This window comes from Streptomyces violaceusniger Tu 4113 (assembly GCF_000147815.2).
Lineage (GTDB): Bacteria > Actinomycetota > Actinomycetes > Streptomycetales > Streptomycetaceae > Streptomyces > Streptomyces violaceusniger_A.
This window is the reverse complement of record NC_015957.1, coordinates 6,310,746-6,325,114: the sequence shown is the minus strand read 5'-3', so window position 1 is coordinate 6,325,114 and position 14,369 is coordinate 6,310,746. Positions and strand designations below refer to the sequence as shown.

16 protein-coding genes are annotated in these 14,369 nt (G+C 73.1%); 5 read left to right on the top strand and 11 right to left on the bottom strand.

The annotated features are described in order from the left end of the window. From manD to STRVI_RS25675, 3 genes are read right to left on the bottom strand one after another with little or no spacing between them, the layout of a single operon-like run. Positions 1–1,221 carry a D-mannonate dehydratase ManD gene (gene manD, locus STRVI_RS25685; protein ID WP_014058550.1) on the bottom strand — a complete coding sequence of 407 codons (1,221 nt, stop codon included), beginning with the start codon at positions 1,219–1,221 and terminating at the stop codon, positions 1–3. Beyond that, positions 1,218–2,219 carry a 2-hydroxyacid dehydrogenase gene (locus STRVI_RS25680; RefSeq protein WP_014058549.1) on the bottom strand — a complete coding sequence of 334 codons (1,002 nt, stop codon included), beginning with the start codon at positions 2,217–2,219 and terminating at the stop codon, positions 1,218–1,220. Before STRVI_RS25680 ends, manD begins: the two co-directional genes overlap by 4 nt. Beyond that, entirely contained in the window at positions 2,216–3,274 is a 1,059-nt protein-coding gene (locus tag STRVI_RS25675; RefSeq protein ID WP_014058548.1) for a LacI family DNA-binding transcriptional regulator, read from the bottom strand. Before STRVI_RS25675 ends, STRVI_RS25680 begins: the two co-directional genes overlap by 4 nt. Positions 3,275–3,467: 193 nt before the next feature. Between STRVI_RS25675 and STRVI_RS25670 the strand changes: the two genes are divergently transcribed. Beyond that, entirely contained in the window at positions 3,468–4,481 is a 1,014-nt protein-coding gene (locus tag STRVI_RS25670; RefSeq protein ID WP_014058547.1) for a cation diffusion facilitator family transporter, read from the top strand. A 55-nt stretch (positions 4,482–4,536) separates the two neighbouring features. On the opposite strand, the gene STRVI_RS25665 is transcribed toward STRVI_RS25670, so the two are convergent. Further along, a complete protein-coding gene (locus STRVI_RS25665) occupies positions 4,537–4,896 on the bottom strand; it encodes an ArsR/SmtB family transcription factor (RefSeq protein WP_014058546.1) in 360 nt (119 codons plus the stop codon). A 55-nt stretch (positions 4,897–4,951) separates the two neighbouring features. Continuing rightward, positions 4,952–7,009, bottom strand: coding sequence for a heavy metal translocating P-type ATPase (locus STRVI_RS25660; protein WP_014058545.1), 2,058 nt, complete (start codon positions 7,007–7,009; stop codon positions 4,952–4,954). 104 nt (positions 7,010–7,113) lie between these two features. Between STRVI_RS25660 and STRVI_RS25655 the strand changes: the two genes are divergently transcribed. Both STRVI_RS25655 and STRVI_RS25650 read left to right on the top strand, forming a co-directional pair. Beyond that, complete coding sequence (locus STRVI_RS25655; protein WP_014058544.1) at positions 7,114–7,500, top strand: ArsR/SmtB family transcription factor; 387 nt, start codon at positions 7,114–7,116, stop codon at positions 7,498–7,500. 3 nt (positions 7,501–7,503) lie between these two features. Then, positions 7,504–8,769, top strand: coding sequence for an APC family permease (locus tag STRVI_RS25650; protein ID WP_014058543.1), 1,266 nt, complete (start codon positions 7,504–7,506; stop codon positions 8,767–8,769). Here STRVI_RS25650 and STRVI_RS25645 read toward each other — a convergent pair. Further along, entirely contained in the window at positions 8,739–9,077 is a 339-nt protein-coding gene (locus tag STRVI_RS25645; RefSeq protein ID WP_078505393.1) for a glycosyltransferase family 2 protein, read from the bottom strand. The two genes, STRVI_RS25650 and STRVI_RS25645, sit on opposite strands and share 31 nt — an antisense overlap. A 186-nt stretch (positions 9,078–9,263) precedes the next feature. On the opposite strand from STRVI_RS25645, the gene STRVI_RS25635 reads away from it, so the two are divergent. Then, complete coding sequence (locus STRVI_RS25635; protein ID WP_043239774.1) at positions 9,264–9,806, top strand: hypothetical protein; 543 nt, start codon at positions 9,264–9,266, stop codon at positions 9,804–9,806. Between the two features lie 70 nt (positions 9,807–9,876). Here the strand turns inward: STRVI_RS25635 and STRVI_RS25630 are convergent, their stop codons facing one another. From STRVI_RS25630 to STRVI_RS25620, 3 genes are all read right to left on the bottom strand, one after another. Then, positions 9,877–10,716: an MBL fold metallo-hydrolase gene (locus STRVI_RS25630; RefSeq protein WP_014058540.1), complete on the bottom strand. Its 840-nt coding sequence runs from the start codon at positions 10,714–10,716 to the stop codon at positions 9,877–9,879. Next, complete coding sequence (locus STRVI_RS25625) at positions 10,713–11,246, bottom strand: hypothetical protein (protein ID WP_014058539.1); 534 nt, start codon at positions 11,244–11,246, stop codon at positions 10,713–10,715. Before STRVI_RS25625 ends, STRVI_RS25630 begins: the two co-directional genes overlap by 4 nt. 88 nt (positions 11,247–11,334) lie before the next feature. Then, positions 11,335–11,772, bottom strand: coding sequence for a MerR family transcriptional regulator (locus tag STRVI_RS25620; RefSeq protein WP_251982737.1), 438 nt, complete (start codon positions 11,770–11,772; stop codon positions 11,335–11,337). A gap of 10 nt (positions 11,773–11,782) precedes the next feature. Between STRVI_RS25620 and STRVI_RS25615 the strand changes: the two genes are divergently transcribed. Beyond that, on the top strand, positions 11,783–12,562 hold the full coding sequence (locus STRVI_RS25615; protein ID WP_014058537.1) for a methyltransferase domain-containing protein: 780 nt from the start codon (positions 11,783–11,785) through the stop codon (positions 12,560–12,562). Positions 12,563–12,645: 83 nt separating this feature from the next. Here the strand turns inward: STRVI_RS25615 and STRVI_RS25610 are convergent, their stop codons facing one another. Continuing rightward, a complete protein-coding gene (locus STRVI_RS25610; RefSeq protein WP_014058536.1) occupies positions 12,646–13,155 on the bottom strand; it encodes a DinB family protein in 510 nt (169 codons plus the stop codon). A gap of 159 nt (positions 13,156–13,314) precedes the next feature. Further along, positions 13,315–14,340, bottom strand: coding sequence for a sporulation protein (locus tag STRVI_RS25605; RefSeq protein WP_014058535.1), 1,026 nt, complete (start codon positions 14,338–14,340; stop codon positions 13,315–13,317). Positions 14,341–14,369 lie beyond the last annotated feature (29 nt).

Genomic DNA, 14,369 nt, shown 5'->3' with positions numbered 1-14,369 from the left:
TCACCAGTCCGTCATCGAGCCGTCGAGCCGTCGCGCGACCGGCAGATAGGCGGGTTCGTAGGGATGGCGGGCGGCGAGTTCCTCGTCGATCTCGACGCCGATTCCGGGTGCGTCGCCGGGGTGGAGGTGTCCGTCGGCGTAGGACCAGGCGTGCCGGAACACCTCGTGGACCAAGGGTTCGTAGCCCATGTACTCCTGGATGGCGAAGTTGGGGGTGGCCAGGCCCAGGTGGAGTGAGGCGCCCAGGGCGACGGGGGAGATGTCCGAGGGGCCGTGCGGTCCCAGCCGCACCTGCCAGAGGTCGGCGAGGGTGGCGATCCGCCGCAGATGGCTGATGCCGCCCGCGTGGCTCACACAGGTCCGGATGAAGTCGACCAGTTGCTCGGTGATCAGCGTCTGGCACTCCCAGACGGTGTTGAACACCTCGCCGATCGCCAGTGGGACGGTGGTGTGGTGCCGGATGTGCCGCAGCACCTCCTGGTTCTCGGCGGGGGTGACGTCCTCCAGCCAGAAGAGGTCCGCCGGTTCCAAGGCTCGGCCGAGGCGGGCGGCTTGGCCGGGGGTGAGCCGGTGGTGCGCGTCGTGGAGCAGTTTCAGCTCGGGGCCCACGTGTTCGCGGACCGCCGTGAGGATGCGGGGGACGTGGCGGAGGTAGGCGTCGGTGTCCCAGGTCTCTTCGACGGGGGCGGCGCCCCGGCCGGCCGGTTCGTATCCGGTGCCGCTTCTGCTGACCCCGTAGACCATCTCCAGGCCGGGGACGCCGCTTTGGGCCCGTACGGCACAAAAGCCCCGGTCCCGCTGTGCCTCGATGGATTCCAGCAGCTGGGGGAGGTCCCAGCCGGTGGCGTGGGTGTAGGTGAGGATCCGGTCGCGGACCGCGCCGCCCAGCAGCTGGTAGACGGGCTGCCCGGTGGTCCTGCCCTTGATGTCCCACAGCGCGGTGTCCACCGCGCCGATGGCGGTCATGGTCACCGGTCCGCGGCGCCAGTAGGCCCCGCGGTAGAGGTACTGCCAGGTGTCCTCGATCCGTGCCGGGTCGCGGCCGATGAGGAGGGGGGCGAGGTGGTCGCGCAGATAGGAGGCGACGGCGAGTTCGCGCCCGTTGAGGGTGGCGTCGCCCCAGCCGGTGACCCCGTCCGCGGTGGTGATCTTCAGGAGGACGAAGTTGCGGCCGGGGCTGGTGACCAGCACATCGACGGCGGTGATGGTGTCGGTCCTCACGGGGCCACCGCCACCACGTTGTGGAGCGGTTCGCCCGCGGCGAGCCGGCGGATGTTGGCGGTGATGTCGGCGGTGCGGTGGGCGAAGGTCTGGCGGGTGAGGCCCGAGGAGTGGGGGGTCATCAAGACGTTGTCCAGCGTGTCGAAGGGGTGCTTGCTGGGGGCGCCGGTGTGCCCGTCGGCCGGGTACCGGTACCAGACGTCGATCGCGGCGCCGCCGATGGCGCGGTCGCTCAGCGCCTGGTAGAGCGCGTCCTCGTCCACGACGGGGCCACGGCCTGCGTTGACGAGGACGGCGGCCGGGCGCATCCGGGACAGTTCGGCCGCACCGATCAGCCCGGTGGTGTCGTCGGTGAGCGGCACGGACACCACCACGGCGTCGGAGCTTTCCAGCAGGGTGCCGAGGTTCTCAACGGTCCCGGACCACAGGAGTCCGTGGGCGGCCGCGTCCACGTTCCCGCCGCGGGTGACGGCGATGCCCCGCGCGCCGAACGCCTGGAAGAGCTGCCAGCAGCGGGCTCCGATGTGTCCGAAGCCGATGAACCCGACGGTGGCGGCGGTCAGGTCCTCGGCCCAGGGAGCCCGTGGGTCATGGGCGGGGGTGTCCCAGTGCGCCTCGCGGCGCAGTGCGGTGTGCTGGCGCAGGAAGCCGCGGCGCATAACGATCGTGGCGGACACCGCGTATTCGGCGATGGCGTTCTCGTGGTGGTAGGTGTTGGCCACTTGGGTGCCCGGCGGCAGTGCGGCGATGCCGATGTTGTCCGTCCCGGCTCCGGCGGCGTGGACCAGCCGGAGCCGGGTGGCGACCGTGGCCATGGTGGCGGTGCACCGGCCCGACACCAGGACGTCCGCGCTTTTCATGGCGGCTTCGACCGCCTCGGTGTGCCGGGGGTCGGGCCAGTGGACGACCGTGCCGTGGGGGAGGGCGGCCTCGAACTCGGCTCGCAGCGGGGTGAGATTGGGGTCGGCGACCACCACGGTCAGGGAGGCGGTGGTCATGAGGCGTCCTTGGTGGCGGGCGTGGCGGGCGTGGCGGGCGTGGCGGGCTCGTGCCGGGGGGCGCGGGTGGCGGGGCCGGTGGAGTCGCGCACGATGAGCTGGGTGGGCAGCCGGTGCGTACGGGGGATCCGCCGTTCGCCCGCGAGGACCTGTCCCAGCATCTGCAGGCTGAGCGCCCCGGCGCGGGCCATCGGCACGGAGATGCTCGTCAGGGACGGCTGTGACACCTCGGTGAAGGGGATGTCATCGACCCCCACGACGCTGAGGTCCTCGGGCACGCCCAGCCCCAGCGCCCGGGCGCCGGTCAGCACGCCGAACGCCATCAGGTCGTTGTGGGTGATGACGGCGGAGGCGCCCGAGGCCATGACGCTCGCGGCGGCGGCGGTGCCGCCCGCCACCGTCTCGGACTGCCATCCGAGCAACTCCAGGTCCAGCCCGGCTCGTTCGGCCTCGGTGCGGATGAGGCCGACGCGGTGGGCGTTGGACCAGGAGCGTCGCATGCCCTGGACGTAGGCGATCCGTCGGTGCCCGAGGGCGGTCAGGTATTCCACGGCCTGGCGCATCCCGTGGGCGGCGTCGGCGATCACACAGTCGGTGCCGGCCGTTTCGCGGTTGACCAAGACGGCGGGGGTGCGTCCGCAGATGTCGAGCACATCGTCCGCGTCGAGCCGGGGAGAGCACACGACCAGGCCGTCCGCCCGGTCCCTCATCTGCGCGATGACCTCGCGCTCACGGTCCGGGTCGAGGTCGGTGTCGGCGAGGACGACGGTCTGCTTGCGGTGTCGGCACTCGCCCTGTGCGGCCTTGACGAAGGCCCCGAAGACGGGGTTGGCGATATCCGGGACGACGAGCGCGACGGTGGCGGTCTCGGCTCCGGCCGCAGTGGCGGTCTCGGTGGCATGCGCCACGGGCGGTTCGTATCCCAGCTGCTGCGCGACGGTCAGCACCTTGCGCAGGGTCTGGGGGCCGAGTCGGCCGGGGTCGCTGAACGCCCGGGACGCCGTGGACAGTGCGACATTGGCGCCCTTGGCGACATCGGTCAGAGTGGGGGCCATGGCAGCCCGCTACCGGTGCGACGACGTGGGGTGGATGAACGGCATGTTGCATGGTCTTCACCGTTGCGCAACCTTGTCAATGCTTGCCGAAACATTGGCAAGCCCGGTCGGGTGCGGAAGCATGATGTGATCCGGGGGGCTTTCCGTGAGCCCAATGGGTGCACATGTGCATTTCTATGCACATAATGGCGTCATGGAGTCCCGTCATCATCACGGACGCTGGTCCCATCGGCGGCACCAGCTCGCGCATCTGCTGAAACCGCACTCCCACGAGTCGGCGCAGAAGGTCGACTCCGCGCTGGAGTCATCGGCCGAGGGCATGCGTGCCCTGTGGCTCTCCCTCGCCGTCCTGGGCGCTACGGCGCTGCTCCAAGCCGGGGTCGTCCTGCTGTGCGGCTCGGTGGCGCTGCTGGGCGATACCGTCCACAACGCCGCCGACGCGCTGACCGCGGTGCCGCTCGGCGTGGCGTTCGTCCTGGGGCGCCGCGCGGCGAACCGACGGTTCACCTACGGCTACGGCCGGGCCGAGGACCTGGCCGGGATCGTCATCGTCCTGACCATCGCCGCCTCGGCGGCCCTGGCCGCCTACGAGGCCGTGGACCGGCTCCTGCATCCGCGCGACATCTCCCATCCGGGCGTCGTCGCGGTCGCGGCGGTCCTCGGCTTCCTCGGCAACGAATGGGTGGCCCGCCACCGGATCCGGGTCGGGCGGCGGATCGGCTCGGCGGCCCTGGTCGCCGATGGACTGCATGCTCGCACCGACGGATTCACCTCGCTGGCCGTGCTGGTGGGCGCGGGCGGCGTGGCGCTCGGCTGGCAGCAGGCCGATCCGCTCGTAGGCCTGGCCATCACCGCCGCGATCCTGCTCGTCCTCAAGGACGCGGCCCGTGAGGTGTTCCGGCGGCTGATGGACTCCGTCGACCCGGCGGTGGTCGACGCGGGCGAGGCCGCCCTGCGCGCGGTCCCCGGCGTGCTGCGCGTGGCCGAACTCCGGATGCGCTGGATCGGCCACCGGCTGCGCGCCGAGGTCACGGTCGAGGTGGACGGCGGCCTGGATCTGCGCGCGGCGCACGAGGTGGCGGTCGAGGCCGAACACGCCCTCCTCCACACGGTGCCCCGGCTGACCGCCGCCCTGGTGCACACCGATCCGGCCCCTGGGCCGGGCGCGCAGGACCCGCATCACCTGCTGGCCCATCACACCGTCTGAGGAGTTCCGGCGGCGCCGGGGAGCCGGTGCGCCGGTGTCCACCGCGCCCCGGCGCTCAGTCGTGCGGCGGGGCCCCGGTGACCATGTGGTCCGCGTGGTTGACGGCCTCGGTGACCAGTCGGCGCAGATGGCCGTCGTGAAGGGAGTACACCGAGCGACGGCCCTCCTTGCGCACCTGGACCAGCCCGGCCAGCCGGAGCTTGGCCAGATGCTGGCTCACCGCCGGGCGGGCCGCCCCGCTGGCCTCGGTCAGGGTGTTGACATCGGCCTCGCCCCGGGCGAGGGACCACACCAGATGCAGCCGGGTCGGGTCGGAGAGCAGCGAGAAGACATTGGCGGCCGTGGAGAACTGCGCCGCGCCGCTGTGATGCGCATGCGAACGGGTCGCAGTTGAGGAGGGTTCGCTGACCGGCATGTCCCCATCGTAGAGCGGCGGGCCGAGAGGAGACCCCGCTCGGCCCGCACGGGCCTCAGCTCCCGGCGGCCCGGCGGCGGGCCCGCACCGCGCCCGGCCAGGCGGAGGTGCGCAGCAGCCGCAGACCGTTGAGGCCCACCAGGACGGTGGAGCCCTCATGGCCCGCCACGCCGAGCGGCAGCGGCAGATGGCCGAACAGATCCCACACCACCAGCGCGCCGATGCACACACACGCGATGAGCAGGTTCTGCGCCACCAGGCGGCGGGCGCGCCGCGACAGGGTCACGAGCGAGGGCACGGCCGCCAGTTCGTCGCGGACGACCACGGCGTCGGCGGTCTCCAGCGTCAGCGCGGAACTGGCCCGCCCCATGGCGACACCGGTGTGCGCGGCCGCCAGTGCCGGGGCGTCGTTGACCCCGTCGCCGACCATCAGCACCCGCTCCCCGGCGTCCTCCCACCCCCGTACGGTCGCGACCTTGTCCTGCGGCAGCAGCCCGGCCCGTACGTCGGCGATGCCGACCTCCTCGCCCAGCCGGGCGGCGGCACGCTTGTTGTCGCCGGTCAGCAACACCGGTGGCGTGCCGGTGAGTCGGCCCAGCGCGGCGACGGCTTCGGCGGCCCCGGCGCGCAGCGGAGCGGCGATGGCGAGGACGGCGACGGGGCGGCCGTCGACGAGGACGGCGACGGCGGTGGCACCGCTGTCCTCGACCTCCGCGACGGCCGCACGGACCGGGGCGTCCCCGATCTCGGTACGGACCGGGGCGTCCCCGCCGGTGAGCGGTGCCGGGTCGCCGGGGCCCTCCAGATGCGCCGCCGCGCCGTCCAGCAGTGCCGTGGGGCTGCCCACCTGGACGGTGTGGCCCGTGACCACCGCCCGTACGCCCCGCCCCGGTGCCGAGGCGAAGTCGGCCGCGGGCTCCAGGTGCAGACCGCGTTCCCGCGCGGCGGCGACCACCGCACGGGCCAGCGGATGCTCGCTGGGCCGCTCGGCCGCGGCGGCCAGGGCCAGGGCCTCGTACTCGGTGAGGCCACTGCCCGGGAGGACCTGGATCCCGCGGACGCGCGCCGACTCCTCGGTGAGCGTTCCGGTCTTGTCCAGCGCCACCCGCGTGACGGCTCCCAGGCGCTCCATGGCCGCGGCGGACTTGACCAGCACGCCGTGGCGTCCGCAGGTGGCGATGGCGGACAGCAGTGGCGGCATGGTGGCGAGCACCACCGCACACGGCGATGCCACGATCATGAAGGTCATGGCCCGCAGCAGGGTTTCGGTGAGGTCCGCGCCGAAGGCGGGCGGTACCGCGAACAGCGCGAGCGTGGCGGCCACCACGCCGATGGCATAGCGCTGCTCGATCCTCTCGATGAACAGTTGGCCGGGGGCCTTGCGCTCGCTCGCCTCCTCGACCATGGCCACGATCCGGGCGATGACCGACGCGGAGGCGTCCCGGTTCACCGTGACGCGCAGCGCGCCCGTCCCGTTCAGTGTGCCTGCGAACACCTCGTCCCCGGGCCCCTTGTCCACCGGCAGCGGCTCGCCGGTGATGCCGGCCTGCTGGACGTCGCTCGTCCCCTCGCGCACGGTGCCGTCGGCGGGCAGCCGCTCACCGGGCCGGACGAGCACGGTGTCGCCGACGCGCAGCGCGCTGACGGCCACCCGCTCCTCGGCGCCGCCGGGGGTGATCCGCGCGGCGGTGTCGGGTGCCAGATCCAGCAGTCCGCGTACGGAGTCGGCGGTGCGCCGGGTGGCGAACGCCTCCAGCGCGCCCGAGACCGCGAAGATGACGATCAGCAGGGCGCCGTCGAGGTACTGCCCGATCGCCGCCGCCCCGATCGCGGCCACGACCATCAGCAGATCGACGTCCAGGGCTCGTTCCCTGAGGGCGCGCAGCCCCGCCAGGCCCGGCTCCCAGCCCCCGGCGACGTAGCAGACCGCGTAGAGCGGGCCCCACAGCCACGCCGGGGCGCCCGCCAGGTCGAGCGGGAAGGCGGGCAGGAACGCGGCGGTGGCCAGCGCGGCCCACCGCACCTCGGGCAGCTCGCGGACGCGGGTCCGGCGCGGCCGTACGGGCGGTGGAGCGTCGGCGGGCGGCTGTTCCTCGATGAGCTCGGCGGACACCGGGGCACACCTCTTCCTCGGGCGGTGGGGCGATGGTCGAACCCCGCCACCATACTGGAACACATGAAGAGCTCTTCAAGTGTCGTTGTGGATACGATGACGCCATGGGACACGGAGCCGACAGTCAGACCACCCCGGCAGCGCATCTGGACGCGGACTCCGCCGCCACCATCGCCGCCACCCTCCAGGCCCTGGCCACGCCCTCGAGGCTGATGATCCTCACCCGCCTCCGCCAGGCCCCCTGCGCGGTCACCGAGCTGGCCGAGGCGGTCGGCATGGAGCAGTCCGCGGTCTCCCACCAACTCCGGCTGCTGCGCGCCCTCGGGCTGGTCACCGGCTCACGGCAGGGCCGCCGGATCGTCTACAGCCTCTACGACAACCACGTCGCCCAGCTTCTCGACGAGGCCGTCTACCACATCGAGCATCTGCGGCTCGGCGCACGCGATCTGCCTGCGCCGGTGAAGACCGATCTCGACACGGACCGGGGCTGAGCGGTGGGCGATACGGCGAACACCCCGGCCGGGCCGGGGGAGTTGCGGCGCCGCCTGGGGGTCTTCGACGCGGTCGTGGTCGGCCTGGGGTCGATGATCGGCGCGGGCATCTTCGGGGCGCTGGCGCCCGCGGCGCGGGAGGCGGGGTCGGGGCTGCTGCTCGGCCTGGTGGCCGCCGGAGTGGTGGCGTACTGCAACGCCACCTCCTCCGCGCGGCTGGCCGCCCGCTATCCGCGCTCGGGCGGCACCTATGTCTACGGCCGTGAGCGGCTGGGCGACTTCTGGGGGTATCTGGCCGGCTGGGGGTTCGTGGTCGGCAAGACCGCCTCCTGCGCGGCGATGGCCCTGACCGTCGGCACCTATGTCTGGCCCGATCAGGCACATGCGGTGGCGGTGGCGGCCGTGGTGGCGCTGACGGCCGTCAACTACGTGGGGGTGCACAAGGCCGCCTGGCTGACGCGGGCCGTCGTGGCCGTCGTGCTCGCGGTCCTGGCCGCCGTGGTCGTCGCCCTCCTCACCTCCGGGGAGGCGGACGCGGCACGGCTGGAGATCGGCCGGGACGCCACCCTCGGCGGGGTACTGCGCGCGGGCGGCCTGCCGTTCTTCGCCTTCGCCGGATACGCCCGTATCGCCACCCTCGGCGCGGAGGTCCGCGACCCGGCACGCACCATTCCCCGTGCCATCCCGCTCGCGCTCGGCATCACCCTGGCCGTCTACGCGGCGGTCGCGATCGCCGCGCTGACCGTGCTGGGCAGCGGCGGGCTGGCCGCCGCGGGCGCCCCGCTGGCCGAGGCCGTGCGCGCCGCCGGGCTCGCGTGGCCGGCGCCGGTGGTGCGGGTGGGCGCCGCGGTGGCCGCGCTCGGCTCGCTGCTCGCGCTGATCCTGGGCGTCTCCCGGACCACATTGGCCATGGCCCGTGACCGGCACCTCCCGCCCGCGCTGGCCGCCGTGCACCCCCGGTTCGCGGTGCCGCACCGCGCCGAGCTGGCCGTGGGCGCGGTGGTGGCGGTTCTGGCGGCGACGGCGGATCTGCGCGGTGCGATCGGGTTCTCCTCGTTCGGGGTGTTGGCCTACTACGCCGTCGCCAACGCCGCCGCCTGGACCCTCACCCCGGCCGAGGGCCGCCCACCGCGGATCGTGCCGGGGCTCGGCCTGGCCGGCTGTCTGCTGCTGGCCTTCGCCCTGCCGGTCTCCTCGGTGGTCTCCGGCGCGGCGGTGCTGGCCTTGGGCGCCGCGGCCTACGGCGTGCGGCGCTTGGCCACCAGGTAGGCGGCTTCGCCGCCGGTGTCCCGCTGGTCGGCCGCCCGTGTCCCCGGTCCGCTGTCGGTGACGAGCACGATGGCGCGTACGCCGTCGTTGCGGGCGAGCGCCCCGTGGTCGTCCCCCTGGGCGAGGACCCGCACGTGGGGGTACCGTTCGGCGATCATGGCCCGGGTGCGGTCCGCCGAGCCGTTGTCCACGACGACGACCGGTGGCCGCTCCGGCAGGGCGGTGAGGTGTTCCAGAGTCGTGGCGAGCCGCTCCGCGCGGTCGCGGGTGGCGACGACCACGCCGACGGCGGGGCCTGGGGCGTTCATGGGCCCCGGGTACCCGGCCAACCAGCCACTATGCGGTGCGCGGCCGGCGTCGCAGGGGCTCGGCGCGCCGACGTACGGCGTGATCTGTGTCATGTTGGAGCCCGTCAACGTGATCTACGTCATGTTAGACACCGCCGTCCCGAGGGTACGGTGCTGACACTGATCGCGTACGAGGAGCGGCTTCGTTTGTCCCTGGACCTGGCATCCGTCATAGCGGCGACCACGCGGTGGCTAGTCAGGGCCTATCCGGCGGCCGACGGAGCGACGAACGCGGCGCTCGCCGAGGCCCAGGCGCGGCAGGCCGTGACGGTGGCCGCCTGGCTGCGCTACCCGACCTCCACCGACGCCGGCCTGTTGGCCTTGGCCGGACCGGGCGGTTCCTTCCGGCTGGACTGGCTCGCTGATGCGGAGCCGTACGAGATCAACGGCCCCGATGGCATCTGGCGCACCTATGTGGACGAGGTCGTGGCGAGCTGGGCGGCGGCCCTGCTCACCTGCTCCACGCTGGCGTCCCAGGCCGTGGCGGCGCTCGATGACTGTGAGCACGGCGCCGGGACCCCCGGGGAGTTCCGGCGGCTCACGGCGCCCGACGCGCATGACTGCCGGGCCGCACCGCTGCTGCGCCATCCGGATCTGCTGGCGCTCGTCGTGGACCTGCACCGCCCGCAGTTGGTGGAACGTCTGCGGCGGCTGCACAGCGACGACCAGACGCCCACCAGCGCGGTCTGACCGCGACTGACGGCGACTGACCGCGACTGACCGCGACTTTCACGGTGTCGCAAGCACCCCTCGCGGGCCTTCACTGTGCCGCGAGCACCCCTTGCGCGTTCACCGTGACGCGCTCCCCGCGGCCGCAGTGGACCACCGTGGACGGGAAGTCCGGGTGCCGGCTCTCCTCCAGGAACGCGGAGAGCGGGCTGCTGAAGGCGGCGTAGTCGTCGTAGTGCACCGGCAGTACCCGTTCTGGCCGTACGGCCTTGACCAGACCGGCCCCCTGGAGCGCGTCCATGGTCACGATGAGCCCGCCCGGAAGCCGGGTGCCGCCCAGGTGGACCACCGCGAGATGCACCTCCGGGTAGCGCCGGGCGATCTCATGGATGCCCGGGAACATCAGCGTGTCGCCGGTGATGTACACCCGCAGCCGAGGAGGATGCCCCGGCGCGCCGAAGTCCAGCAGGCTTCCCATCACCGGTGGCAGCAGCTTCTGCCACGGGCCGGGGGCGTGTCTGCCCGGCAGCGCGGTGACCCGCACCTGGCTGTGATCCTTCACCAGGACCTGATCGTGCCAGGTGGGCAGTCCGGTCGCCCGGCTGAACCCATGGACGCCCTGCAGCCGCCGGGAGGCGTGCGGGGTGGTGATGATGGGCAGTGAGCGGTCCAGCCGCCGGCGCGCCACCCGGTCCCAATGGTCGCCGTGCAGATGCGAGAGCACCACGGCGTCCAGGTCGGACGGTATGTCGGAGGCGGCCAGGGCGGGCTCGGTCAGCCGCCGGGACATCAGCCCCTTGCCCAGATAGGCGTACTGGCCCCGGTGCAGGAAGTTCGGGTCGGTGAGCAGCGTCAGCGCGCCGTAGCGGATGAGCAGCGTGGCATTGCCGACGAAGAGGAACTCGGCGGCGCCGTCCGGCGGAGGCGTCATGTCCCGACCACCGCCTCCCGCGACTCCGCCCGATCGGGGGTGAGCAACGTGCCGGCCGCGGTGTCGTGCAGCGACTCCAGCACCGCGCCCTGCCGCCGGGCCCGGTTCAGCAGCTCGGTGAGCCGATCGGGGTCCAGCCGGGTGTCCTGGCCGGTCGCGGCCAGCAGCGACTGCCACAGCAGCGCCTTGCCCTCCACCCCGATCCGCAGCGACTCCAGTTCGACGACCGTACTGAGCCCGGAACGGCGCCGCAGATTGCCGTTGGGCTTCAGTCGCCCGGCCTTCTCGCCCAGCCAGCCCCCGTAGATCTTGTAACGGCGTACGGGCACCTCGAGGTCGGCCATGACGGACAGCAGCGCCGCACGGTCCTCCATGATCTGTACGGCGAGGTCCTCCAGCTCGCCGCCGAAGGGCGACCGCCGGTGCTCGCGGGCCGTGCGGCGGGCCAGCTCCACTCCGGCCGTCGCTCCGGCCAGGTGGTCATTGAGGTAGATGCCGAGCATGCGGTGGGATGTCCTGGGCTCGCTCATGATCGTCCTTCCGGATGTTCCGGGAGTTCCGGATGCGGCAAGGTCGTATCAGGCCACGCGCCCCACAAAGTGCCCAGCCCCGGCCGCCTCAACCAGCTCCCGGGGCCGCGCGGTCCCAGCTCTCCGGGACCACCTGCCGGCAGTAGTGCGGGCACCGGGTGAGGTCGTCGTGCTCGCAGCCGAGGGCGCATTCGACAAGCGCCAGCGAGTCCCGCGCGGCGGCGATGCGGGAACGCAGCGTCTCGGCCTCGTGCCGCAGGATGTCGCGGCGGGCGGCCGGCCCGGTGGCCGCGGTCAGGGCGCGGATGGTGTCCAGGCCGAGCCCGGCTTCCTTGGCGCGCAGGACGACGGCCACCCGGACGAGGTCGGCCTCGCCGTAGCGGCGGCGCCCGGCGCTGTCGCGCGCGGGGCGCAGCAGGCCCACGGTCTCCCAGTGCCGCAGCACATGGGTGGCCAGTCCGAACCGCTCCGCGACCTCACCGATGGCCATGGCGCCGCTTGACTTAATGTCGACATCAAGTCGCATTCTCGCGGTCATGTCCAAGGAGAAGCACGACGAGCGGGAAACACGGGAACACGCCACCGACGGCCTCATCGCGCGGCTCGACCGCGCCGAGCGGTCCCCCGGGGCGGAGAGGTTGCGCACCAGGACCTACGAGCTCCTCGCGGCCGAGCCGGGCGCCCCGGTGGTCGACGTGGGCTGCGGCGCCGGGCGGGCCGTCGCCGAACTGGCCGAGCGCGGGGCGCGGGTGACGGGTGTGGACGCCGACGTGCGGATGGTCGCCGTGGCCCGCGAGCGGTGGCCCGGCGCCGACTTCCGGGTCGCGGACGTGGGTCGGTTGCCGTTCGGCGACGGCACGGTGCACGGCTATCGGGCTGACAAGGCGCTCCATGAACTCCCCGACCCCGCAGCCGCGTTGGCCGAGGCCCGCCGGGTGCTGGCACCGGGCGGGCGGGTGGTGCTGGTGGGACAGGACTGGGAGGCGCTGGTCCTCGACGCCGCCGACGCGGCCCTGACGCGCACCATCGTGCACGCCCGCGCGAGCCTCATCCCCTCGCCCCGCGCCGCCCGCCGCCAGCGCGGTCTGCTGCTGGACGCCGGGCTGAGCGCGGTCACCGCGGAGGCGCACACCACGGTGCTCACCGGGCCCGAGGCGCTGCCGTTGCTCACCGGCCTGGCCGAGAGGGCGTGCGCGGCCGGTGCGATCACCGGGGACCAGGCCGGGGCGTGGTGCGCCGAACAGCGTGAACGCGCCCGCACCGACCGGCTCTTCCTCGCCGTGCCCATGTTCCTTGCGGCCGGAACGGCGGGATGAGCCAGGGGCCGATGGACCGCCTTCCCCCCGGCAACCGGCCACCTGGGGCGCGCGTTCCTCCTTCGCCGTCTCGAGCGAGGGGCTCAGGCCCCCACGACCCCGTCCACGCCCTCGCGCAGGAAGTCCGCGTGCCCGTTGTGGCGGCCGTACTCCAGCAGCACATGCACCAGCGCCATCCGCAGCGACACCTCCTCATCCCACCGCGGCTGGTAGCCCACCAGGGCGAGCGATTCCGCCTCCCGTTCGATCCGGCGGGAGGTCTCGATCTCCGCCTCCCAGGCCGCGAACGCCTCGGCCCTGGTCGAGTCGCTCGCGTCGTACGCCGCCTGGAAGTCGATCGTCGGAGACCAGACCATCGGCGCGTCGTGGTCCTCGAACACCCGCCGGAACCAGGCCCGTTCGACCTCGGCCATGTGCCGCACCAGGCCCAGCAGCGTCAGCGTCGAGGGCGGCATCGAGCGCTGCCGCAACTCCTCGTCGGTGAGCCCCTCGCACTTCATGGCGAGCGTCGCCCGCTGGTAGTCGAGGAAGGCGCGCAGGGTTGCGCGTTCGTCGCCGAGGTGGGGCGGCTCCGGGCGGCTGTCGGCGGTCATGGTGGTTCGTCCTCCTCGGCGGCAGGTCCGGTCGCCGGCCGGCGACGTGGCCCCATAGGACCACGGCAGTTGGGCCGCGACCGCGCCGGGGAGGCCCAAACGCCGGGAAAGGGACGGGAGTTCCCCGGCCCGGGGACCACCCCGGGCCGGGCGAGGCGGTCAGCCCTCGTCCTCCTCGTCCTCGAAGGCGTCGCCGATCTCGTCGACGACCTCCGCGGCCACCATTCCGCCGACGACGCCGACCGCAACACCCGCCGCGACGCCACCGACGATCGCCGCGGTGCTCGGGCCGGAGCGCCGCCCGCCGTCATGGTGGTGGTCCGCATGGCCGTGACCGTCGTGGTGGCCGTGGCCGGGCGCGCCGTACTCGCCGTGGCCATAGGAGTCGTAGGAGCCGTACGAGCCATGGGCGGCGCGCCGCTCGACGAGGTGGTGGATCCAGGCGTCGACCTCGGTGTTCCAGTCGCGGCGCTCGACGCCGTCATGGCCGACGGTGAAGAGCGTGAGGGCGTCGTCCCCCGAGGAGAAGAGCCCGCCGCGCTTGTCGGCCTCCAGGACGACGTCCATGCCGCCCGGGCTCGCCAGGAAGGTCACCTCGAGCTCGTTGATGGCGTGGGCGTACTGGGGGGCCGGGGTGAGCTCGATCTCCTGGTAGAACGGCAGCCGCTGCCCGGTGCCGCCCACATGGCCCAGCTCCAGATCGGCGGACTTGAAGCCGAAGCCGAGCTGTCCCAGCGCCTCCAGAACGGCCTCCTGGACCGGCAGCGGATCCACGGTCAGCTGGTCGAGGTCGCCCTTGTCCTTCGCGCCCGCGATTTCCAGCCCGGTGCGGACCCCGAGGATGATGCCCAGCGGCTGCCCGTACAGCTCGGTGATCGGCGTCTCCCACGGGAGGTGGGCCGTGAACGGGAGGCTGCGCTGCTCGCCCTCGGCGAGCCGGAAGCCGCCGCCGACGGTGAAGCGGTCGAAGAGGGCGACGCCTTCCCGCTCCTCCTCGCCGTGCTCGTCCTCCACCCGGGCCACCAGCTCCAGCGTGATCTGCTCGATCTCGAAGTCCGCCGTGCCGCCACGGAGATGGACCTGGCCGGTCAGCGGCCCGCCGGGGCGTACCGGGCCGGGGTCCAGCACCGTGTCCACGGTGGGTCCGCCGACACCGAGCGAGCCGAGCAGTCGTTTGAACACCATCGTGGCGTTCACTCCTTCGCTTTGCCTAC

Bases quoted from the DNA above. Each gene is read 5' to 3' on its own strand.
- STRVI_RS25665 (WP_014058546.1), bottom strand. From the start codon at position 4,896: ATGCCGGTCAGCGAACCCTCCTCAACTGCGACCCGTTCGCATGCGCAT.
- STRVI_RS25645 (WP_078505393.1), bottom strand. From the start codon at position 9,077: ATGAACGCCCCAGGCCCCGCCGTCGGCGTGGTCGTCGCCACCCGCGAC.
- STRVI_RS25675 (WP_014058548.1), bottom strand. From the start codon at position 3,274: ATGGCCCCCACTCTGACCGATGTCGCCAAGGGCGCCAATGTCGCACTG.
- STRVI_RS25620 (WP_251982737.1), bottom strand. From the start codon at position 11,772: ATGCGACTTGATGTCGACATTAAGTCAAGCGGCGCCATGGCCATCGGT.
- STRVI_RS25625 (WP_014058539.1), bottom strand. From the start codon at position 11,246: ATGAGCGAGCCCAGGACATCCCACCGCATGCTCGGCATCTACCTCAAT.
- STRVI_RS25680 (WP_014058549.1), bottom strand. From the start codon at position 2,219: ATGACCACCGCCTCCCTGACCGTGGTGGTCGCCGACCCCAATCTCACC.
- STRVI_RS25655 (WP_014058544.1), top strand. From the start codon at position 7,114: ATGGGACACGGAGCCGACAGTCAGACCACCCCGGCAGCGCATCTGGAC.
- STRVI_RS25630 (WP_014058540.1), bottom strand. From the start codon at position 10,716: ATGACGCCTCCGCCGGACGGCGCCGCCGAGTTCCTCTTCGTCGGCAAT.
- STRVI_RS25615 (WP_014058537.1), top strand. From the start codon at position 11,783: ATGTCCAAGGAGAAGCACGACGAGCGGGAAACACGGGAACACGCCACC.
- STRVI_RS25610 (WP_014058536.1), bottom strand. From the start codon at position 13,155: ATGACCGCCGACAGCCGCCCGGAGCCGCCCCACCTCGGCGACGAACGC.
- STRVI_RS25605 (WP_014058535.1), bottom strand. From the start codon at position 14,340: ATGGTGTTCAAACGACTGCTCGGCTCGCTCGGTGTCGGCGGACCCACC.
- STRVI_RS25670 (WP_014058547.1), top strand. From the start codon at position 3,468: ATGGAGTCCCGTCATCATCACGGACGCTGGTCCCATCGGCGGCACCAG.